This window comes from Nostoc sp. DSM 114161, assembly GCF_052692665.1.
On the sequence record NZ_CP195141.1, the window covers coordinates 3626881 to 3650302 of the forward strand.

Genomic DNA, 23422 nt, shown 5'->3' on the forward strand with positions numbered 1-23422 from the left:
ACTCGCTAAATATATTAATAGTTTGGTTTTTTCACCTCGTTCGACTTAATTGTCCCGTTGTATACTCATTTATTTGTAAGCTGCTGTATCTTTGAAGGCGATCGCGTAATTGTCTTTACTGCCTATCTTTTATTGATTCCATACATATTTTTGACAAGTTTGGCGGGCAATTTCTAAATCGCTACCATTTTCAGGATTTTGAAAAATGGGATGATAACGTAAGCTGTTGCAGCAAACTTGCAACCACTCTTCCCAGCCACAGCACCACAAGCGCACTGTTCCATCAAAACTACCACTGGCAATCAGTTTACCATCAGGGTTAAAAGCTGCGGATTTTACCCAATACTTATGCCCACGCCAAGGTTGACCAATGGGATTACCTTGAATATCCCACAAGCGCACTGTAGAATCATTGCTGGCACTGATAATAAAGTTGCCATCAGGGCTAAAGGCGACAGAATTCACTTCTTTTTCATGCCCGTGCCAAGGTTGACCGATAAGGTTGCCGTGAATATCCCACAAGCGGACTGTAGAATCATTGCTGGCACTGATAATAAAGTTACCATCAGGACTAAAGGCGACAGAATTCACTTCTTTTTCATGCCCGTGCCAAGGTTGACCGATAAGGTTGCCGTGAATATCCCACAAGCGGACTGTAGAATCATTGCTGGCACTGATAATAAAGTTACCATCAGGACTAAAGGCGACACAATTAACTTCTTTTTCATGCCCGTGCCAAGGTTGACCGATAAGGTTGCCGTGAATATCCCACAAGCGGACTGTAGAATCATTGCTGGCACTGATAATAAAGTTGCCATCGGGACTAAAGGCGACACAATTAACTTCTTTTTCATGCCCGTGCCAAGGTTGACCGATGGGGTTGCCTTGAATATCCCACAACCGCACTGTAGAATCATTGCTGGCACTGATAATAAAGTTGCCATCGGGACTAAAGGCGACACAATTAACTTCTTTTTCATGCCCGTGCCAAGGTTGACCGATGGGGTTGCCTTGAATATCCCACAACCGCACTGTAGAATCATTGCTGGCACTGATAATAAACTTGCCATCAGGGCTAAAGGCGACACAATTAACCCAATTCTCATATTTGCGCTGCGATCCCCCGATGACCCGATCTTGTAATATTCGATGTAGCTCCCACAAGCGCACAGTTTTATCGCCACCACTGACAATTAGCTTGCCATCGGGACTAAAGCTTAGGGAATTAACTTGTCCTTGATGTCCCCGCCAAGGTTGAGTCATGGGGTTGCCATTAATATCCCACAAGCGTATTGTCCGATCGCAGCTACCGCTAACAATAAACTTGCCATCAGGGCTAAATGCTACAGAATTTACATGTCCTTCATGCCCGCGCCAAGGTTGACCGATGGGATTACCTTGTATGTCCCACAACCGCACTGTAGAATCACTACTACCACTGACAATAAACTTGCGATCGGGGCTAAAGGCGACGCAAATAATTTTTGCCTCATATCCGTGCCAAGGTTGAGTGATGAGATTACCTTGTAAATCCCACAAATACACCGTCCCATCAAAACCAACACTGATAATGCGTACCCCGGAGGGGTTGGCGCAGTCATCGCTATTTGGGCTAAAGGTGACGGAAATAACTCCTTCCTTGTGTGCGCGCCAGGGTTGAGTAACGGCGTTACCTTCTAGATCCCACAAACACACCGTTCCGTCAAAACCAACACTGATAATGCAATCGCTATTTGAGCTAAAGGCAACAGAGATAACTCCTTCTTCATGTCCCTGCCACGGTTGAGTAATGAGATTACCTTGTAGATCCCATAAACACAAAATTCCGTCAATACTGCCACTAACAATAAACTTGCTATCAGGACTAAAGGCTAGGCAATTTACCTCTTGCTCGTGTCCGCACAAAATTTGAGCGGTAGGATTGCCTATGATATTCCACAAGCACACCGTAGAATCATTACTGCCACTGGCAATAAAATTGCCATCAGGACTAAAGGCTACACAATTCACCTCTTGCTCGTGTCCGCGCAAGCTATTTGCCTCTGTGGGTGTGTTCATTGCTTCCTTTAAACTTCCCAAAACAGGAGCTAAAAGCTGGTTTGGGTATTTTTCTAGATTTTCACCCATTGTTTGAATTGCCAGCACCAAACCCTCTAGCGGTTGGACATGAAGTAAATTCAAAACCCTCGCGGATTGCTCGCGCAGTTTTAATTCAGTCAGTGCAAGGTTTAACTTTTCAATCTCTTGTTCCTTTTCTTCCAAATGGCAATCGTGCCATTCAACACTAGTATTAATAAATTGATTAGCTTGTTCGTTTAAATAACCAAAGGTTTGCTCTTTTAGTTCTTTATAAGTCTTTATCTTCAAAACCCGGCTGGCAATATTTTCCTTCTCCCACAGTACATTTAGGGTGTATTGCAGAAGTGGTAAAGAATCATTTTGTTGGTGAAAATCATGAATAATTTGCTCAACGAGTCCTTGTTCAAAGGTAACGCCATTTCTCGCAGCAGGTTCAGCGATCGCTAAGTTTAATTCACCATCACTCATGCTACCGAGCATACAACTATATTGATTATAGATACTCGCAAGTTGGGGATATTCACTAAATCTATCTACAAAATTAGATTGCATTGTTAAAACAATTTGGACAGAGCTATCTTGCTGCTGGAGCAGTTGAAAGAGACTAGCAAGAAATTTATCGCGTTCTGGCTTTTGAGTTTTCGTAAACAGTTCTTCAAATTGGTCAATGAAAATGAGAACGCCCTGAGAATATTGTTTGAGTAACGTGACAACTTCGATTAAAGAATTTTTTCTGACTTTTCGAGCAATATCCGCTATTTCTAATTGTTTTCCATAGGTAAAAACCAGACTCTTATAGAGAGATTTAAAAGGACTTTCATCTGGCTGAAAAGTTAGATTAGTTAAGGAATTTTGATTATCTTCTAAGTAAGGGATTAAACCTGCACGAATCAATGATGATTTGCCACTACCTAATGCTCCTAAAAGCAAGATTACATTATCTTTTTTTAAGCGATCGCTCAGATTATCAATCCACTTATCTCGACCAAAAAATTTGTCTTTATCTTTGATTCCAAAAGTTTTTAGTCCTATGTAAGGAGAGTCTGTTTTGAGTGAAAAAAGATGAATCTCCTCAGACTGACTATCAGAAAAAAAGTTATATTCAGAAATACTTTGGGCATCATATCCAATATTTATATTGCCTTTATAACTGTTAACCATCTATATCTCCTTACCTTTGCACACCACTGGCTAAATCTTTTCCTTAGTTATAGTCCCTCGGCTAATCGTTGTAAGTACTTCAACAAAAATAATTACCGAAGAAAGACAGGAGGCGGGAGGCACAAGGAAGAAAATACAATTCTTGCTCTCTGCCAAAAGGGTCTAATCTTAAAGATTGTCTTATGAAGCTTTCCCTGTCCCAGCCGTATATAGAAGTTTTCTGAATCCCATCTGAGAAAAATTAAGGTTTTAAATACCTTTATTCAGAGAAATTACTTAAGGAAATTCTAAAAATATGTAGTAACTTTATCCTAAAATGCCGGAAATGACAAACGAGATGGAAATTTTTGATAACCTACACCTTGCTATGTTTAGCGGCAAAGGTGGAGTCGGAAAAACGACAATCTCCTGCACCTTTGCATATCGTTGGGCGCAGAAATTTGTCAACGAGCAAATTCTTTTAATCTCAACCGATCCGGCTCACTCTCTTGGAGATGTCTTACAAGTTAGCGTTGATGACATTCCTCGTCCTGTAGCGGAACTACCCAATCTATTAGTAAGGGCGTTGGATGCAAAGCTTCTGCTACAAAAGTTTAAAGAACGTTACGGTCAGGTTTTAGAACTTTTAGTAGAGCGCGGTAGTTTTGTTGAAGGCGAAGACTTGCTTCCAGTTTGGGATTTAAATTGGCCTGGACTAGACGAATTGATGGGTTTGTTAGAGATCCAACGTCTTCTCAACGAACAACAGGTAGATCGAGTAGTAGTGGATATGGCTCCTAGCGGTCATACTCTCAACTTGTTTGGCTTGATGGATTTTTTAGACACTTTCCTGCACTCTCTGGAACTGTTTCAAGAAAAGCATCGGTATATTAGCAAGACCTTCGCTGGGAGTTACACACCCGATCGCGCTGACGAATTTTTGCATACCCTAAAAGCTGAACTTTCCCAAGGTCGTCGTCTGCTTCAAGATCCTACCCATACAGCTTGTTTGTTAGTTGCGATCGCCGAACCAATGAGTTGGTTGGAGTCAAAACGATTCCTAGAAGCCTTACAAACCATGCAGATGCCTTGCGGAGGCTTGTTTGTCAACCAAGTCCTTACCAGTGCGACTGACCGCGATCGTTACCAAGAACAACAACCACTCATCGGCCAGTATACGGATCTTGCTAACGGAAAGCCGATTTTTATCGTGCCACAGCAAGATAAGGAGCCTTTGGGAATTGTAGCCCTCAGCCATCTGATCGACCAAATCCATGTTCCTCAGCTTGAACCGCTATTTCCTATCGATCTACTCCCAGTTCAATGGCCGGAAACAATTCCTCCTAGCTTTGGAGATTTTCTCACCCAAGGTCGCCGCCTGTTACTAATTGGCGGTAAAGGTGGAGTAGGCAAGACCACAGTAGCAGCAGCGATTGGTTGGGCTATGGCTCAAAAACATCCCGATCGCAAAATTCGCATGGTTTCCATCGATCCAGCCCACTCCTTGGGCGATGCCTTTGGTCTGAGTTTGGGACACGAACCGTATCAAATAACTGCCAATCTTCGAGGTCAGGAAGTAGATAGCGATCGCCTTCTGGAGCAATTCAGAGCCGATTACCTGTGGGAACTGGCCGAAATGATGAGTGGCGAAACCCAAACAAGCGAAGCTATTGAAATGGCTTATGCTCCTGTTGCTTGGCGCAAAATTGTCGAGCAAGCTTTACCGGGGATTGATGAAATGCTTTCCTTGTTAACAGTAATGGAATTGCTAGAGCAACAAGAAGAAGACTTGATTATTTTAGACACTGCTCCTACAGGACATCTTCTGCGTTTTCTAGAAATGCCAACTGCACTAGCAGACTGGCTAGCATGGATTTTCAAACTCTGGATCAAGTATCAAAATGTTCTTGGTCGTACAGAGTTCATGGGGCGTTTGCGAACTTTGCGACAGCGCGTAGTCAAAGCCCAAAAAGTGCTAAAAGACCCACAACAAGCAGAGTTCATTGGGGTAACACTTAACCAGGCTAGCGTACTTGCCGAACAACAACGCCTATTCAAATCTCTGCAAGAAATAGGTGTGAGCCAGAATTACCTTGTTGTCAACCGCTTTACTTCTACAGCAACCATTAATTGCGATTTTCCAGGTTTAACAATGGTTCGCTTACCAGTGCTTCCTCGCTCAGTTCAGCCTTTAGAACGCATCCAAGCAGCCGCAGGCTGTTTATTTTAACGGCTAATTAGACTAAATACTTTCATACCTAAAGAGAAATTTATTATGCATCGCACTCCAAATCGCGGACAAATTCAAGCCAAACTTAGCTCAATGCCTCCTCAACGTTCACAAGCAAGAGTTTACTTAAATGCTTACAAAATGATGTTGGAAAAAGAGCGTTTAGAGCAGGAACTACAGAAACTCGAAGCACGCCGACATCAGATTCAGCAGCGTCTTGCTATTTTAAATAGTCAAATCATTGCTGAAGAAGACAAGACTCATCAGCAAGCAAATACTGACTTAGACGACAATACACCAAAATTCAACACCATAACATTGGAATACTAAGTACTAAGATTTCATCTGCCTATTCTTCGCAACTTCCTTGCTCAGAGGATGTTTTAAAAGTCGAAACCAGCAGGGGCGATCGCGTTTTTGGATATCTAAATCGTGGGGGAAGACGACATTGGGATGGCAACTAGTGTAAGCATTTAGGTTAAAGTCAGCTTTCATTCCCACTTTGCTAAAAAGATGTTTAAGTTTGCACACTAAATTCTTCAGGAGCAATACCCCAATTTACCCAACAAATAGCATCTTGTGCTGATTGAATATCTGGTGGTACGCGCAATACATGAATCCTTTGGGTACTAGGACAGGTCATTTTTAACAAATAAATTGGTTCTATATCTATATCGGAATTAATTTTAAAAAGTGTGTATTCTTGCCAGGAATCTAATTCAACTGCTTGTAACTGTTCAATAATTCCAGAATAGCCAATACCTTGAATTAATATGCGCCGCAGTTCAGCGTTCTTTTCTTCTAATAACCATTTTGGTTGCCATTCCTCTGGGTGTAATTTACCATATTTCTCTGGTAACTTCACACCGTGATATGCATATATGCTATATCCGTCAGCAAATTGAACTGCTGCTTCTCCTTCTGCATGAATACGCTGTTCATTATCATAGGATATTTTTATAGGTCGATCGCATACAAAGCAAACCTTCTCATAAGGAAATATCCATCCGCAGTGGATTGCTAACGATTGAGCAACTGTCCAGTTATCAGCTTTATAATCACACCCAATTTCAGAAATGTAAAAGTCTATATAGCTATTTTCTCGCGCGCATAATTCTGTGGCAATCATTGATGGTTCATCTGCTTTACTGTCTGAGTTGTCATGTAGATAGTACTCGTCTAATAGCCGATCAAGTTCATGATAGTTAAAAGACGAATAATAGCTCTGATTTTTCCAAAATCCTTCTAGGTCATCCCCGAAATTCTCAATTACATTATTTAAAATAATATCATTTAACTTTTCATTAGCAATAATTATGCTAGTAATAAATTGCTCAATCTCATATTTAATACCTTTACCTATTTGATTAAGTAAAATTGCTTTTCTAGATTTTTGTTTAATATTATCAATTATCGATGATATTAATATAGTCATGAACACAGCCAATAAATTTGTTAAAGTGACTATTATTGACAATTTACTAATGCTTATTGCCAAGTTTGAATAAGTATGCCAATTAAATATAAAAACTAGTGCAGTAAACATAAAAAATAAAGTAAATTTATGATAACGTTTGTTAAATAATATATTCATTGAACTAAAATCATTAAGAGAAAGCTTCTGTAAAAGCTCTATCTTACTTAGTAAAATTTCAGGACTATCTAAGAAAATTATTTTTGGTTTTTGCTTACCTAGTAGAGTGTAAGCATCTTTAATTGCCTGAGCAGCTTTTTCAATATCAATTCTTCCTGTAGAAAGGGCAATATTTCCCCACTTATTTTTATAAATTGGAATTAATGATTCTTGTTCTAGAGTTAATTTTTCAAATTTTTGATTAGACATTTTAATTCAAAATAATTACTATCTAATTCTGGTTAAACTTATATATCCAGCTTCTTGAACAAGAAGATTAGCATCTAAACTCTGTAATATTTCAGTTAAATCTTGCCAAAATTGATGATTTTTTAATTCGAGCCTTGTCATAGTTATGTGGGTTTAATGTTCTGTTACCAAAGCAGGGAAGTGCAATATACTATCAATGAATTTTGCATGAAATCGGCGTAGGCATCGCCACCTTTACCTAAGACTTTAGATTTCAAATCGTAGCCAGATAATAAATCACACAAGCTAGGAAAGAATTTCACTACTCTTGTGTCTCATCGCGTTCCTGCTTTTCTGCTTCCAGAATCGCTAATAAAAGAGCTTCTTCCTGAATTTCAAACTCTTCTTCAGCAATTTCTCCCATATCAAAAGCAAGTTGGAGTGCAAGAAGCTGCTTGCTGAGATTTTCTTTATCATCAATTTCAGTACTTGCTTGTTCTAAAATTTTTTCCCCAAGCCACGTTACCCCCATTAATGGGCCGCTAATCGGTAATAGTAAAAAGCGCAGAACCATATCACTTTACACTTGTGTGGATTTATTAAACCTGTCCTCGCAAGACCGTAATCATGCTGATGACATAAATATAAAACATTACTAGTCTTGTGTTGATGCCAAAATCCGTCAGATTTGAGTCCAGTTAAGGCTTATTGACATCCGTATTTTATATATCCGATGTACAAAAAATTACTTTTACAAAAAATTCCTATTGAGGAGGTACTTAGAGCTTGACAACAGTATTAAATGCATCTCCCCAGCGATTTGTCAATACCCCTGCTATTCAACGCGTCGCTCAACGTGCTTTGCGCTATCTACAGTCAGGTTTTTCAGTGCATTTACGTGGTGCGGCCGGAGTCGGGAAAACTACTCTGGCAATGCATCTAGCTGATTTGCTCAACCAGCCTATCATCCTGTTATTTGGAGATGATGAGTTTAAAACCTCAGACTTGATTGGTAATCAATTAGGTTACACCCGCAAAAAGGTTGTTGATAACTTCATCCACAGCGTTGTCAAAGTTGAGGATGAACTCCGACAACACTGGGTTGATGCACGATTAACCCTAGCTTGTAAAGAAGGATTTACGCTGGTTTACGACGAATTCAATCGATCGCACCCAGAGGTAAATAACGTTTTACTCTCCGTACTTGAAGAAAGGCTATTAGTATTGCCAACAAACCAACATCGAGCCGAGTATATCCGCGTTCATCCTCAGTTTCGGGCAATCTTAACATCAAATCCTCAAGAGTATTGTGGAGTTCATGCAACCCAAGATGCTTTGATGGATCGTGTTATTACCATCGATATGCCTCCACCTGATGAACTGACTCAGCAGGAGATTGTAGTTCAGAAAACAGGCATAGATTCCGAGAAAGCAGACAAAATCGTGCGCTTAGTGCGGATGTTTTGGAGTCGCTCTGGCTCTGGACAAGGCGGTGGGTTACGTTCCTGTCTGATGATTGCTAGAATCTGCCACGAACACGAAATTTCTGTAAACTTTGAAGAGCCTAACTTCCAAGATATTTGTGCTGATATCCTGCTTTCTCGCACGAATCAACCTCGTATGGAAGCAACTCGGCTACTGGAAGAGGTTTTGAGTGAATTGTATCGAAGTACAAATACTCAATCTCAGCCGGCAGAAGAGATAATACCAGACAGTCAAAATCAGATTGTATTGGAACAACGAGTACCTTACGAGCATGAAGTTTATAACTACTTGTGCAAGTCTCCAGGAAGGCGTTTCTCTGATTTGGCAGCAGAATTAGGGATCGATCGCAGTCAAATTGTAGCTGCACTCAAGTCTCTCAGAGAGCAGGGAGTATTATTGCAAATGCAGGGTAATGCAGAACTGCCAAACATATCACAAGTGGCTTTTGATTCAGGCCATTTAATAAACAAATGAGTACTCATACTAACCGGGGAGTTATCACAGCAACTCAAGGTTCTACCTTGGCAGATATTCTCGAACGGGTTTTAGATAAAGGCATTGTTATAGCAGGAGATATTTCTGTTTCCGTCGGTTCCACAGAACTGCTCAACATTCGGATTCGTTTGTTGATTTCTTCTGTTGATAAAGCCAAAGAGATTGGAATCAACTGGTGGGAGGGCGACCCCTATCTTAATAGTCAAACTCGCACTTTATTAACAACTAATCAACAACTTCAAGAGCGTATTGCCAGTCTAGAAACAGAACTGCGATCGCTCAAAGCACTCAATCCTATCAATCATCAGAATGCAGGCGATTAGCAAATCAAAAGGTTCCGATTCCGGTTTAGCACCGTTATTACTGACGGTTGTCGAACTGATACGCCAACTCATGGAAGCTCAGGTGATTCGGCGTATGGATGCTGGCAACCTCAGCGACTCTGAGTTAGATCGGGCAGCTGAAAGCCTGCGACAGCTTGAACAACAGGTTGTTAAGCTTTGCGAGGTATTTGATATTGACCCAGCCGAGCTAAATATTAACTTGGGTGAAATAGGAACTTTACTTCCCCAATCTGGAGGATATTACCCTGGCGAAACCTCTAGTCAACCCTCTATTCTAGAACTCCTCGATCGCTTATTAAATACAGGTGTGGTAGTTGAAGGTGACTTGGACTTAGGACTGGCTCAATTAAACTTAGTTCATGCCAAGTTAAGACTAGTACTTACCTCTAAACCCCTGTAACTTTTTATCTACATTCTTATTGGTAATACATTCCTATGAGTTATGGCTTTTACATTTATGGAATTTTGACCTTGCCTGCTCCGCAAGATTTAAATTTAGAAGGGTTAGATCGGCAACCCGTACAAATTAAAATTTTGGATGATTTTGCAGTAATCTACTCCGAAGCACAGCAAGAGCGTTATTTGGCAAGTCGTCGTAACCTGCTAAGTCATGAAAAAGTCCTTGAGGAAATCATGCAAGCAGGCGATGTCTACGACGGGCTACGCCAACGCAATTTACTACCCGTACAATTTGGACTTTTGGTTGCAAGCTGGGAAACGTTTACACAACAATTAATTCGTCCTCATCAAGAAGAATTAACGCAATTACTAGCAAAGTTATCCGGCCGTCGAGAAGTTAGCGTCAAAGTTTTTTGGGATACCGAAGCAGAAATTCAGGCATTGTTAGCAGAAAATCCAGATATCAAAACCGAAAGAGATAAATTAGCGGGTCAACCTCTGAATATGGAGCAGGTAATCCAAATAGGACAAGCCATCGAACAGGGAATGAGCGATCGCAAACAAGGCATCATCAATTTATTTCAAGGCACGCTCAACTCCATTGCGATCGATGTAGTGGAAAATAATCCCCAAATGGACACAATGATTTACAACGCAGCCTACCTAATTCCTTGGGAAGCAGAATCACAATTTAGCGAACAGGTTGAAGCACTCGATCGCCAATTTGAAGAACGCTTGCGAATTCGCTACAACAATTTCACCGCCCCCTTTAACTTTGCTCGTCTTCGATTATTCAGTTCCAACTAAACAGCAATAAAAATTGAAAATCAAAAGACCTCTTGCACCAATCAGATTATGGCTACTCACAGTTAAGTGAGGTACAGAACGAATGTTTTTAAACGCAAAGGAGCGCAGAGTCAAGCGCAGAGTTACGCAGAGGTTTACACAATTTAGAAAGCGCAGTACTCATTATCTCAGTAGATTAGGAAACGCTAGAAACAGGTTACTTCTCTGTAACTCTCTGTGCCTCTGCGTCTCTGCGTGAGATAAAAAATTCTTCTTTCCAACATTCGTGCAACAAGCCTATTGAAATTAAATTTTTCTCTATCTTTTATTTAAGTAAAATCAATGGACGACATATTTAAAGGATTTGAACAGCTATTAGAAATCGCTAAAGCATTAGAAGAAAAAGCAGAGAAAGGCGAATTAAAAACTTCTATTCAAATTCGCTCTCATAATCTCAGTAGTATTCCCCGACAAGGCAATATTCCGAGACAAAATAGTTCTAGCCGAGTCCGATCCAATTCCACCGATGCAGCAACACCAATGGATGATGCTGAAGTCACCTCCCCATCACCTCGGACAAACTCAAAAACTTCTTGGCAAAATGTCGGCGGCTTGGGTGATGTTCTCAAGGAAATCAGAGAGTTAGTTGAAATTCCCCTAAAACGTCCAGATTTATTAGCAAAATTAGGCTTAGAGCCTCCCCGTGGCGTTTTGCTAGTTGGCCCGCCCGGTACAGGAAAAACTTTAACAGCCCGCGTTTTGGCAGAAGAGTTAGAGTTAAACTACATTGCCATCAATGGCCCAGAGGTGATGAGCAAGTATTACGGCGAAGCAGAAGCTCGTTTGCGAAGCATTTTTGAGAAAGCAACTCGTTCGGCTCCCTGCCTGATATTTATTGATGAAATTGACAGTCTCGCCCCAGATCGCAGCCAAGTAGAAGGTGAAGTTGAAAAAAGACTAGTAGCGCAGTTGCTTGGATTAATGGATGGGTTTGCCAAAACCGAGGGCGTACTCGTATTAGCGGCAACAAATCGTCCCGATTATCTCGATCCGGCGCTGCGTCGTCCGGGACGCTTCGATCGCGAAGTTCATTTTCGCGTTCCCGATCGCAATGGACGATTGGAAATTCTCACGATTTTAACAAGTGCCATGCCCTTGGAGGCTGCGGTTGATTTAGGAGCGATCGCCGATTTAGCCGTCGGTTTTGTCGGTGCGGATATCAAAGCACTTTGTCAAAAAGCAGCCTACATTGCCCTGCGTCGTCAAGTCCCTTCGCTCAACAGTGCCATTCCTGAGAACATGACTGTCATCCACCAGGATTTTCTCGAAGCAATTAAGGAGATAAAACCCTCAGTTCTCAGGTCTGTAGCAGTTGAAGCACCAAATGTAAGTTGGGATGACATTGGTGGTTTGGATGATGTGAAACAAAAACTTCAAGAATCTGTAGAGGGCGCACTCCTCTATCCCGAACTATACGAACAAACCAAAGCCAAGCCTCCTCGTGGGATTCTATTGTGGGGGTCGCCGGGAACGGGAAAAACATTACTGGCAAAAGCGATCGCTTCTCAGGCTAGAGCCAACTTTATTGCTGTGAATGGTCCAGAATTACTCAGCCGATGGGTAGGAGCCGCAGAACAAGCAGTCAGAGAACTCTTTAGCAAAGCTCGACAAGCATCTCCTTGCGTTGTGTTTGTAGATGAAATTGATACCTTAGCACCAGCACGGGGACGATTCAGTGGTGATTCTGGAGTTAGCGATCGCGTTGTCGGTCAACTGCTCACCGAATTGGATGGGTTGCATGAATGCCCGAAAGTCTTGTTAGTCGGAGCAACTAATCGTCCAGAAACCCTCGATCCTGCCTTGCTTAGAGCCGGAAGATTGGACTTACAAATCAAAATCGATCTACCAGATCGAGCCAGTAGATTAGCGATTTTACAAGTTCACAATCTAGATCGTCCTCTGGTTGATGTCGATTTAGAAACTTGGGCAACAGTTACCGAGGGTTGGAATGGTGCAGACTTGGCTTTATTGAGCAATCAAGCTGCTTTAAGTGCAATTCGTCGATACCGCGCCCAGGGATTAAGCGACTCCAGTCTGATTCACATTACCAATGATGATTTTCAAGTTACATACCAAATGCTTGCTAATCAGCATCAATCTGAATAGTGATTCATCGCATTGAAGGCTTATAGATCCCCGACTTATTTAAGAAGTCGGGGATCTGAACACCCCCAACCCATCGAAAATTTATGTCAATATACGCCTATGCTCTTCTAGTACCGATCGCCTCACCGCTTGTTCTCCCTGTAGGGATGGAAAGGAATACCGAACTCGTTTATTCTTCTGGTTTAGCTGCGATCGTAGAGCCGGAAATCTCATTGGAAGCATTACAAGCAACCGATGAGCGTTTACTTCAATCTGTATTAACCCACGATCGCGTAATTCGAGAACTCTTTCAACAAACTCCCCTTCTTCCCTTACGCTTTGGCAGCGGTTTTAACTCTGTTGAAACACTGCTGAATCATCTAGAAAAGCACCAACAGCAATATCTAGAAACCCTAACTCAGCTAAGAGATAAAGTTGAGTACACTTTAAAAGCTACACCCTGTGATTTGCCTGACGATTCTGACACTATTGATGCTAGAGGAAAAGCCTATTTATTAGCTAAAAAACAACGCTACCAAACACAGCAAGCATTTCAAGCACAACAATGGCAACAGTGGGAACTCTTGAACCAGTTAATTCTTAAAACCTATACAAAAGTTACCTCTGAGACTCGACAGCCAGATGTGCGACAAATCCACTTTTTAGCACAGCGCAACAATTCAACGGTTAGTACGGAGCAATTTCCCCTTTGGGAAGTACAATGCTCGCGCTGGCAATTGGCGCTGAGCGAACCTCTGCCACCCTACCATTTTCTCAAAAATACTCTCATATAAATTCATAAAAAATAATATTTAAAATTTGTCAAGAAAACATCAAGACAAGATGATTTTTCCTGTTATTTTTTGTGTAAAAAAATATTGTTAACTTTTTAGTATTTTTTTATTTTATTATATTTATCTCAGATTTTTGGGAACACTAAACTCAGGAAGAATAAAACACATTGTGTAAGTTTTACCTACTGCTCAATCGGAGCAAGTTGAAACCAATAATTAGAGTTATGTGAGGAAAATAAAATGGCTGTTGAAAAAGTTAACTCATCTTCAAGTCTGGCTGAAGTTATTGACCGCATTTTAGACAAAGGAATTGTAGTTGATGCTTGGGTACGTGTTTCTTTAGTTGGTATTGAATTACTAGCAGTCGAAGCTCGCATTGTAATTGCTTCAGTTGAAACTTACTTAAGATATGCGGAAGCAGTTGGTTTAACATCTCAGGCTGCTGTTCCATCTGCTGCTTAATATCACATTAGAAAAAGGGAGTCTTAATTTATGGCTCCCATTTAATTTTTCTAGTTAACAAAATAGGAGATTTCAGCTGATGGCTCTCAAGAATTTATGGGAACAAGAGCGACAAGAGCGATTGCAAATAACTGCTGAACGCCGTCAACAAGTTAACCAGTGGAAACAGCTAACTCAACAAGAATTGCAGCTGCAAGCAGATTTGCTTCATCAAGAATTGAGCAATTTTGTTACCAGCCTTCACAACAACAGAAAGTTACAACAGCAGCAATTTCAGCAAGAGATTGTAGAGCGCCAATTAGAAATATTGCAAATAAAAACAGATGTCTGCCAACGCCAACAAGAATACCGCCAACAGCGGGCAGCAAAGGCTCAGGCATTATTCCAAGATTTGCAAAATTTCCGAGCAATTTTACATAAAAATGTTTGGGGCGAGCGCACTCACGAACAAGTAGTTTCCCCACCTCCTGTTAAAACAGAGAAATTAGTGGCAACGGTTCCAAAGTGGTCAATCTCTCGTTCTGGAATTAAAGCTACTGGTTTTCGTCCTTCCGTCAATACTATGACTAGAAAAGTGCCTACATCGAATGCAGATACTAAATCTAAAGTGCAGCAATATATTCAGCAAGCTGAAGGTGCTACTCTAACAGAAATTGAAGAGGTAATAGGCTTAACCAGGGTGCAAACGATAGATATCCTGCGCTCCTTAATCAAGCAAGGGATACTAGAACAACGCGATCGCCAATACTTTATTCGGCAACAAGCAATTTCTTGACAAACTGGATTCAAGCTCATTTTTTGTAATTGCAGACTAGCGGTTAGGCCATCGCTTGTGGCTTTTGCCTGAAGCCGACATAGTACGCAATTGATAAGCATTAAAGCTGGTCTATGCTTTGTAATATTCAACATTTCCATCTTTTTAAAGTCTGTATTGACAAGCAATTGTCTCAGTATATGTAACATTGCAAAAGTAATATAGATAACTTTGTTCTAATTAAAAAAAGAGCTTAAATCTTTGTTCGAGCTTTTGGCTTTGAACTTTAAAAATGTTCGGATTGGAAAGGAATATAACAAGCTGGGGTAGCTCAATTGAAGTTTTGAACTGTGCTATTGGCGATCGCAGGATGAGGTTAGTAAGCTTGATTGTTTGAGAAATTCTAATCTAAATGCAAAACTCAAGATATATAAGGAGGTGCGATCTATTGTGCATCAATTGATCGAGCAACTTCAAACTAAATTATTCACAGGCAGACTGAATCTTGAAGCAAGGGACGGGCCGACTTGGACGCTATATTTTCGTTTAGGACGATTAATTTGGCAGGGTGGCGGTTCCAATGCCGATGAGCGATGGCGACGGCACTTGTCGCAATACTGTCCTAATCTGGATGTGGCAAAGTTGGAGGGGCTTGTATCTCCCCAGGACAGTTATCGCGAGTATTGCATTCTGAGTAAATTGCGAGAACAAAAATTAATCGAACAACAACAACTTGTTAGCCTGATTACAAGCTTAATAGCTGAAGTCCTGTTTGATATAATCCAGTACGTTGAAGCCAAAAGAAATGGCAACAATCCAGCAGGGCTGTTGTCACCTAGTACCGTTGTTGGTGCAGTTCCAGGGTTTCTCCTAGCTGTACTACCAACTGAGGAAGTCTTAAAACAAGCTACACAAGCCTGGCAAGAATGGCGAGATGCAGGATTGGCAAGTTACTCGCCTAATTTATATCCTGTCATTGACAAACTTGAACTACTCCAAGGACAAGCATCCGCTAAACAGATTATTTCTCTAGTTGATGGCACAAAAACTTTACGAGGTCTAGGGCAAAAAACCAATCGGGATGTCTTAGCCTTGACTCGGTTCTTGATGCCATTAATAAAAGCAGGGGCGATCGCTTTTTCACCCATCCCAAGCCCCAGGAAGGTTGGGATTCAAGAAGCTGGCAACCCGTCCAGTGCACTTAATAATCCCAATTCTTTACCCAAGAGTGAAGAAAACACTGTTATACAAGTTGCACCCCCAGCGGCTAACAAACAAATTGTCAGTCCGTCCAGTCCAGTTAACAATCCCAATTCTTCACCGAACAGAGAAGAGAACACTGTTATACAAGTTGCCCCCCCAGCGACTAACAAACAAATTGTCAGTCCGTCTAGTACAGTTAATCATCCCAATTATTCACGGAATACAGAAGAGAACACTGTTATACAAACTGCCCCCCCAGCAGCTAGCAAACCAATTATTGATGCCTCAAGACCTTTAGTAGCCTGTGTAGATGATAGCCCGACGATCTGCCGCAGTTTAGAGGAAATTCTCAGCCAACAAGGTTACCGCTTTGTTGGCATTCAAGATTCCTTGACGGCAGTTTTAAAGCTAATTAAAAGCAAGCCCGACTTCATTTTTTTGGATCTGTTGATGCCAAAAGTGAATGGCTATGAAATTTGTTCTCAAATCCGTAAAACTCCAAGTCTTAAAGATGTGCCAGTTGTCATCTTAACGGGGAAAGATGGAATAGTAGATCGGATGCGAACAAAATTAGTAGGCGCGACCGACTTTTTGGGTAAACCCGTAGAGGCAGAAAAAGTACTTAATATGCTGCACAAGTATTTAAGCGTTTAGGTTAGACAAATCCGAATTTTAATCTCTTTCTCTGTGCCTGGAGCGTCTGGGCGTGAGACAAAAAAAGTCTCCTGCCTTCTGCCTTATTTTCAAATTCTGAATTAAATAGTTAGGAATAAAAATGAAAAAAGTTCTATTAGTTGAAGATAGCCTCACAGAATCCGAAAAGATGACACGTTACCTGGAACAAGGAGGATATTCAGTTTATGAAGTTCGCAGTGGTGAAGAGGCTCAACTGCGGTTAAAACAACAAAAACCTGACTTGATTTTATTGGATTTGATTTTGCCAGGTCAAAGTGGATTTGAATTTTGCCGCAAGTTGAAAGCCGATCCGATAACAAAAGCAATCCCGGTAGTGATTTGCTCAACTAAAAACACAGATGTTGATAGAACTTGGGGGACTATGAGTGGTGCCGATGCCTATTTAGTCAAACCTGTAGATGAAAATACCTTGCTCCAGACTGTTAGTAAATTTATTCGCTAAAGGAAACTGGGGCAATGGTACAGGCCAACGATCGCTTTAGAGAGTTACCCATTCTGGAAAACTCTCCCCAAGGAAACAACCAGAGGTTTTTAAGATTTCCGTTAAATGGAAAGGTAAATGGCTTACTCTCACTAGCCGATTTGCGGGGAGTAATTCAAGTTGCGCTCACAGAGATTTTACCAGTGCCGCAGACCGCAGAATTTTTGTTAGGCATCATGAATTGGCGGGGAGAAGCTATCTGGATTCTCGATCTAGCAGGTTTACTGGGAGCAACACACTGGTGTCGGCGAGAAAATGTACGCAACTCAGGCATGGCGATGCTGGTTCAAGTCCAAAATCAAACTATCGGGCTGTTGGTGGAGCAAGTCAATACCATTGAAGTTTACGATTCCCAAGAACGGTTAGCGATTTCGGCATCGATGTTACCCGCCCGACTCAAATCTTTCTTACAGGGTTACTTTATGGATGCTCAAGGTAGCCCTTTGATGTTAGTTGACACCCATGCTGTGATTCAAGCCCTTCAGTCTCTTTAACACTAGACCTCTTGCAAAAATAGTTTTGCACTCTTGGGGGAAAGGGTAAAGGTAAAAGGGCAAGGGGGAAAGGGAAAAGGGCAAGGGGGAAAGGGGAAAGGGAAAAGGTAAAAACCTCGCCCCGCACTTCGTGCCGCTACGCTAACGTGGGCTACTTGTTCATTCCTTTTCCCTTTTCCCTTTAACCTTTTCCCCTCTTTCTTACCCCTTTTCCCGACTTCTGCAAGAAGTCTACTCTGCATTCTACTTATTAACTCCGACAACTTTAATAGCAAGAAAGATTATGGTAACGCAACCCAATCTTAGACCTAACCAACCACACTCAACTTCAAGCAACGGTCATCAAGACATCAGTAACGGGCATACCGTTGTACCTACACAACAGCAAGTTATTTCTACTCTAGAAGAATTGCGAACTGAACTAGATCAAGCTGATTGGGTGGAAACAGGGCCATTGCGAGACAGAATTCGCAAGTTAAAAGAATTGGTAAATGTGTTGCCATATCAAGACAAAGGAGATGGATTAGAGGTAGAGCAAGTACAGGCGATCGCTAGTAAAATCCGCCAATTTTCCGATCTAGATACTTTGCTTGCTACTGCTGTCATGGAGGTACAAAACGCCCTGCAAGCCGATCGCGTGGTGCTGTATGAGTTTACGAATCCGACACTGGGGATTGTTGCTGCGGAGGCGATGAGGGATGGCTTTACGCCAATGCTGAAGGAAAAACTGCCCGCCGTTACTTTTGGGTTAGGTTCTAGCAAGCTTTATCAACAAGAAAAATTAGTAGCGATCGCCGATACCTACACTGCAAGCTTGTCTCCTTACCAAAAGCAGCTTGTGGATCGGTTTCAGGTCAGAGCTTGTTTGAGCTTGCCAATCTTAGCGAAAGACGGGGTTTGGGGTTTATTGGTAGTGCAGCAATGTACTGCACCTCGCCAGTGGCAGAATGCGGAAATTAAGCCACTAAAATTACTCGCGCAGGAATTAGAAGCGCAACTGCAAGTTGCCGCGATTCAAACTACATTACAACAAGAAGTAGAAAAAGACCAAATCCTTACCGATGTAGCGAGTAAAATTCTCCAGTCCAAAGATGTGGATACCATCTTTCGCATTGCCACCCAAGAAGTGCGACAGTCATTAAAATGCGATCGCGTAGCAATCTATCGTTTCCAGCCAGATTGGAGTGGAGAATTTGTTGCTGAATCTGTGGGATCTGAGTGGGTTTCTTTATTACAAGAACAGCGAAACAACCCTGCAATTGTCAAAAACGTTAACTATTGCAGTGTGAGGAACTTTGCAGACGAAGGGGGATTAGTTGGGACAACAGGGCGATCGCACGATAGCTACATTCAACACACCCAAGGCAAAACCTTCCATCGCGGACAGGTCTATCGAGTCACTAATGATATCTACAGTGCTGGTTTTTCTGACTGCTATATCAAAATTTTAGAAAGCTATCAAGCCAAAGCATACATCATTGTTGCCATCTTCCAGGGAGAGCAGTTGTGGGGCTTGCTTGCTGCTTATCAAAATTCCCAGTCTCGTCAGTGGAGAGATAGTGAAGTGCGACTGATGGTGCAGGTGGCATCTCTATCTAGTATTGCTATTCAACAGTTGCAATATCAGCAACAACTTTATCAACGCTCTGAAGAGTCAGCCAAACTAATCGAACGAGAACGTACTGTTTTCGGCATCATTGAAAAGATTGGACAAGCAACGGAGCTTCGTACCCTTTTCCGCACTACCACCCAAGAATTACGGCGATTTTTAAAATGCGATCGCGTAGTCGTTTATCAATTTTATCCAGACTGGAGTGGAGAAGTTATCGCTGAATCTGTGGCTGCTGGTTGGTCGTCCCTGTTGGATATTCAGGAACAAGAAACCATTTTAAAAACAGGCATGGTATCTTCAGAGCGTTGCAGTGTTAAGGATTATGGCTCCCCTGGGAAACTCGATGCCGATACATATCTCAAGGAAACCCAGGGTGGAATCTACGCCAAAGAAAGGCGCTTCCGCAAAGTTAATGATATTTATGCTGCTGGTTTTTCACCTTGCTATGTAGAAGCATTAGAGAAATTCCAAGCCAAAGCATACATCATTGTTCCCATTTTCCGCGCTGGTAAGCTTTGGGGTTTGTTAGCAGCCTATCAAAATTCAGATGTTCGCAAATGGACTGATGAAGAGACTGGCGCTTTGTTGCAGATTAGCGAACCGTTGAGCATTGCCCTCCAGCAAGCTGAATATATCGAACAGCTACGGTTAAAAAATTTAGAAATGGCCCAAGTAGCTGAAGTAGAAAACGCCATTGCGCGTATGGCGGAGAGAATGCGTCAGTCCCAACAGCTAGAAACGCTCTACCGCACCACCTTGGCAGAATTGCGGCAATTGTTCAAATGCGATCGCCTGGCAATCTATCGCTTCAACTCTGACTGGAGTGGTGAATTTATTGCCGAATCTGTAGGAAGTGATTGGACACCTCTAATTGGCCCCGATGTCAAGACTATCTGGCAAGATGAATACCTACAGCAAACCCAAGGTGGGCGATATCGCAACAATGAAACCCTTGCTGTCAATGACATTTACACTTCTGGTCATACCCAGTGCTACATTGACCTACTGGAGCAGTATCAGGTTAAAGCCTACACCATCGCTCCGATTTTTACTGGAAACAAACTTTGGGGTTGGTTAGGAGCCTATCAGAATAGCGGGCCGCGACAGTGGAATTCCGAAGAAGTGCGATTGCTGACCAAATTGGGTATTCAGTTGGGTTTAAGCGTGCAGCAAGCCGAGTACATCGAACAACTGAAAACGAAGAATGCAGAGTTGGCGCGAACAGCAGAAGAAGAACAAGTGCTGACAGGGATGGTAGAAAAAATCCGTCAGGCACAGGATACAGACACAATTTTTCGGAATTTGCTGCCGAGTTTACGCAAACAACTACAGTGCGATCGCCTAGCAGTATTTCGCTTTCATCCCGACTGGAGTGTAGAGTTTGTTGCCGAATCCGTAAAAGATCAATGGTTGTCTTTAGCTGGTTCCGGCATCAAAACGATTTGGATGGACGATCACTTGCAAGAAACTCAAGGCGGACGCTATCGCAATCATGAAACCTTTGTTGTCAATGATATTTACACTGTCGGTCACGTTCAGTGCTACCTAGAGATATTAGAAAAAATCCAGGCCAAGGCTTACATAATCGCGCCTATCTTTACTGGAAGCAAACTCTGGGGCTTTTTAGGAGCATACCAAAATACTGGTCCCCGACACTGGAAGCCCAAGGATGTGCAACTGTTGAAAAAAGTAGCCGTGCAAATGGGTATAGGCTTGCAACAGGTTGAGTATATCGAACAGCTCAAGAAGAAGAATGCAGAGTTAGCCAGAACCGCAGAAGGCGAACGAGCCTTGACAAGGCTGGCAGAAAAAATCCGCCAAGTTCAAGAGCTAGATACGATTTTCCGCAATACCTTACCAGAATTGCGATCGCACTTGGAATGCGATCGGCTTGCAGTGTATCGCTTCAATCCAGATTGGGGTGGAGAGTTTATTTCCGAATCCGTAAGTCGTGAATGGGTAGCTTTGGTTGGCCCCGATATCAGGACTATATGGGAAGACGAACACCTCCAACAAACCCAAGGTGGACGCTATCGCCACAACGAGACGTTTGTTATCAATGACATTTACACTTCCGGTCATGCCCAGTGCCACATAAAAATTCTCGAACAATTCCAGATGAGAGCCTATATCATCACCCCGATTATTGCCGGCAACAAGCTCTGGGGTTTGTTAGGAGCATATCAAAATGACGGGCCGCGGCAATGGCAAGATAATGAAATCAACTTAGTAGCGAAAATCGGTACGCAGTTTGGCGTAGCCGTCCAGCAATCGCAATACTTACAGCAAACCTTAAACAAGAATGAGGAACTGATAAAACTGGCAGAACGAGAAGTAGCAAACGCCAGATTTTCCTATCGCTTGCCAAGTCGGTTAACAGAGATGGCTCAAACTCATGGTGATGTTCTGGAATTTGTTCAGTTTGCCACCCACGAACTTCGCCAACTGCTGAAAGTAGATCGAGTTGGGGTTTACCGTTTTGAGCCTGATTGGTCTGGAGAATTTGTAGTTGAGTCTGTAACCGGGGATTGGCCGAAGCTTGTGGGAACTAGCCTTGCCAGAGTTAGAGATACCTTTCTCCAGTACAACAAAGGCGGGCGTTATGCTCGCAAAGAAAGTTTGCGGGTTGACAATATCTATACTGTCGGTCATGACGAATGCCACATCCAATTGTTAGAAACGTGGGGAACTAAAGCCTACATGATTGCGCCGATTTTCCAAGAAGATCGGCTATGGGGGCTGATGGCAGTTTATCAAAATAGCGCAGCGCGCCAGTGGGAGCAATCAGAGGAGGATGTTCTCAACCAAGCCAGCGTCCAGATTGGTATTGCCCTGAATCTTGCAGAGTACCTAAAACAAGTGCGTATCCAAGAGCAGCAACTAGCAGAAGCAGCAGAACGCGAACGCACTGCACGGGAAAAACTGCAACAAGGAGCAGTACGCGTTCTCATGGCTTTAGAACCATCCTTCAGAGGCGATCTCACCGTTCGCGCTCCCTTATCTGAAGATGAAATTGGGACGATCGCTGATGGTTACAACACTACAATCCAAAGTTTACGAGATTTAGTGCGACAAGTGCAGATTGCTGCCAGCAAGGTGAGTGAAAATTCCAGTAGTAACACGACCTCAGTAGTACAACTATCTAACCAAGCTCAACAGCAAGCAGAACGGCTCGAACGCGCTTTAGAACAATTACAAATGATGGTAGCTTCCACCCAGGTAGTTGCTGTTGATGCCCAAAGAGTAGGACAGGCGGTACAAGAAGCTAATAGAACCGTCCAAGCTGGGGATTCTCTGATGGAAAGAACCGTAGATGGCATTTTGGAGATTCGGGAAACCGTGTCCGAAACAGCTAAGAAGATTAAACGCCTCGGTGAAGCTTCTCAGAAAATCTCAAAAGTAGTCAGCCTGATTGAAAACTTTGCCACTCAAACTAATTTGCTGGCTCTGAATGCGGCGATTGAGGCTACCCGTGCTGGAGAGTACGGTAAAGGCTTTGCGGTGGTTGCAGATGAAGTTCGTTCCCTGGCTTATCAGTCAGCGAGTGCCACCACAGAAATTGAGCGACTCGTGCAAGAAATTCAAAGTGGAACCAACGAAGTTACCGAAGCAATGGAAGTAGGGATTACCCAAGTCGTCCAAGGCTCGAACTTGATTGATGAGACTCGTCATTCCCTGATTGCGATCGTGGCAGCTACCAACGAAATTGGTGGACTGGTACAAGGAATTACTCAAGCAGTTTCCACTCAAAGTCAGCAATCTCAGATATTGACAGAAGCGATGATGGATGTATCGGCGATCGCTCGCAAGACTTCCCAAAGTGCCATCCACATTTCCGAGTCTTTTGAGGAACTACGGATGACTTCACAACAACTGGAAACCAGCGTTAGCCAGTTCAAAGTTGACTAATAGTTCGCCAAGGAAACTTGGTGGGGTAAAGGGAAAAGATGTTTACTCCTTTAACCTTTAACCTTTCTCCTTTTCCCGGCCCTCACCTAACA

At 42.4% G+C, this 23422-nt stretch carries 18 protein-coding genes; 14 read left to right on the forward strand and 4 right to left on the reverse strand.

Features of this window, described 5'->3' with window-relative positions; translation table 11 throughout:
• Positions 1 to 129 precede the first annotated feature (129 nt).
• Positions 130 to 3240, reverse strand: a complete 3111-nt coding sequence (locus NSTC745_RS15840) for an nSTAND1 domain-containing NTPase (RefSeq protein WP_445637985.1) — start codon at positions 3238 to 3240, stop codon at positions 130 to 132.
• Positions 3241 to 3565: 325 nt separating this feature from the next.
• On the opposite strand from NSTC745_RS15840, the gene NSTC745_RS15845 reads away from it, so the two are divergent.
• The gene (locus NSTC745_RS15845; RefSeq protein WP_445637986.1) at positions 3566 to 5449 is read left to right on the forward strand and encodes an ArsA family ATPase; all 1884 of its coding nucleotides are present in this window, start codon (positions 3566 to 3568) and stop codon (positions 5447 to 5449) included.
• 45 nt (positions 5450 to 5494) lie between these two features.
• Complete coding sequence (locus NSTC745_RS15850) at positions 5495 to 5779, forward strand: hypothetical protein (protein ID WP_445637987.1); 285 nt, start codon at positions 5495 to 5497, stop codon at positions 5777 to 5779.
• 3 nt (positions 5780 to 5782) lie between these two features.
• Here the strand turns inward: NSTC745_RS15850 and NSTC745_RS15855 are convergent, their stop codons facing one another.
• The 3 genes from NSTC745_RS15855 to NSTC745_RS15865 form a co-directional block, all read right to left on the reverse strand.
• Positions 5783 to 5944 carry a hypothetical protein gene (locus tag NSTC745_RS15855; RefSeq protein ID WP_445637988.1) on the reverse strand — a complete coding sequence of 54 codons (162 nt, stop codon included), beginning with the start codon at positions 5942 to 5944 and terminating at the stop codon, positions 5783 to 5785.
• 22 nt (positions 5945 to 5966) lie between these two features.
• A complete protein-coding gene (locus NSTC745_RS15860) occupies positions 5967 to 7292 on the reverse strand; it encodes a DUF6745 domain-containing protein (RefSeq protein ID WP_445637989.1) in 1326 nt (441 codons plus the stop codon).
• Positions 7293 to 7593: 301 nt separating this feature from the next.
• Positions 7594 to 7845 carry a gas vesicle protein GvpG gene (locus tag NSTC745_RS15865; RefSeq protein WP_445637990.1) on the reverse strand — a complete coding sequence of 84 codons (252 nt, stop codon included), beginning with the start codon at positions 7843 to 7845 and terminating at the stop codon, positions 7594 to 7596.
• 212 nt (positions 7846 to 8057) lie between these two features.
• On the opposite strand from NSTC745_RS15865, the gene gvpN reads away from it, so the two are divergent.
• From gvpN to NSTC745_RS15925, 12 genes are all read left to right on the forward strand, one after another.
• Entirely contained in the window at positions 8058 to 9230 is a 1173-nt protein-coding gene (gvpN, locus tag NSTC745_RS15870; protein WP_445637991.1) for a gas vesicle protein GvpN, read from the forward strand.
• Positions 9227 to 9574, forward strand: coding sequence for a gas vesicle protein (locus NSTC745_RS15875; RefSeq protein WP_198126684.1), 348 nt, complete (start codon positions 9227 to 9229; stop codon positions 9572 to 9574). Before gvpN ends, NSTC745_RS15875 begins: the two co-directional genes overlap by 4 nt.
• Positions 9561 to 9995, forward strand: coding sequence for a gas vesicle protein K (locus tag NSTC745_RS15880; RefSeq protein WP_445637992.1), 435 nt, complete (start codon positions 9561 to 9563; stop codon positions 9993 to 9995). The genes NSTC745_RS15875 and NSTC745_RS15880 overlap by 14 nt, the downstream gene beginning before the upstream one ends.
• 35 nt (positions 9996 to 10030) lie before the next feature.
• Positions 10031 to 10801 carry a gas vesicle protein GvpF gene (gvpF, locus tag NSTC745_RS15885; RefSeq protein ID WP_445637993.1) on the forward strand — a complete coding sequence of 257 codons (771 nt, stop codon included), beginning with the start codon at positions 10031 to 10033 and terminating at the stop codon, positions 10799 to 10801.
• Between the two features lie 321 nt (positions 10802 to 11122).
• Positions 11123 to 12946, forward strand: coding sequence for an AAA family ATPase (locus NSTC745_RS15890; protein ID WP_445637994.1), 1824 nt, complete (start codon positions 11123 to 11125; stop codon positions 12944 to 12946).
• Positions 12947 to 13029: 83 nt separating this feature from the next.
• Positions 13030 to 13719 (forward strand): GvpL/GvpF family gas vesicle protein, encoded by a 690-nt coding sequence (locus NSTC745_RS15895; protein WP_445637995.1) that lies wholly within the window; start codon positions 13030 to 13032, stop codon positions 13717 to 13719.
• Positions 13720 to 13959: 240 nt separating this feature from the next.
• Positions 13960 to 14181 carry a gas vesicle structural protein GvpA gene (gvpA, locus tag NSTC745_RS15900; RefSeq protein ID WP_086756007.1) on the forward strand — a complete coding sequence of 74 codons (222 nt, stop codon included), beginning with the start codon at positions 13960 to 13962 and terminating at the stop codon, positions 14179 to 14181.
• Positions 14182 to 14260: 79 nt separating this feature from the next.
• On the forward strand, positions 14261 to 14956 hold the full coding sequence (locus NSTC745_RS15905) for a gas vesicle protein GvpC (RefSeq protein WP_445637996.1): 696 nt from the start codon (positions 14261 to 14263) through the stop codon (positions 14954 to 14956).
• 429 nt (positions 14957 to 15385) lie between these two features.
• Positions 15386 to 16792: a response regulator gene (locus NSTC745_RS15910; protein WP_445637997.1), complete on the forward strand. Its 1407-nt coding sequence runs from the start codon at positions 15386 to 15388 to the stop codon at positions 16790 to 16792.
• 121 nt (positions 16793 to 16913) lie between these two features.
• Entirely contained in the window at positions 16914 to 17276 is a 363-nt protein-coding gene (locus NSTC745_RS15915) for a response regulator transcription factor (protein WP_445637998.1), read from the forward strand.
• A gap of 14 nt (positions 17277 to 17290) precedes the next feature.
• On the forward strand, positions 17291 to 17809 hold the full coding sequence (locus NSTC745_RS15920; RefSeq protein WP_445637999.1) for a chemotaxis protein CheW: 519 nt from the start codon (positions 17291 to 17293) through the stop codon (positions 17807 to 17809).
• 283 nt (positions 17810 to 18092) lie between these two features.
• A complete protein-coding gene (locus tag NSTC745_RS15925) occupies positions 18093 to 23330 on the forward strand; it encodes a GAF domain-containing protein (RefSeq protein WP_445638000.1) in 5238 nt (1745 codons plus the stop codon).
• Positions 23331 to 23422 lie beyond the last annotated feature (92 nt).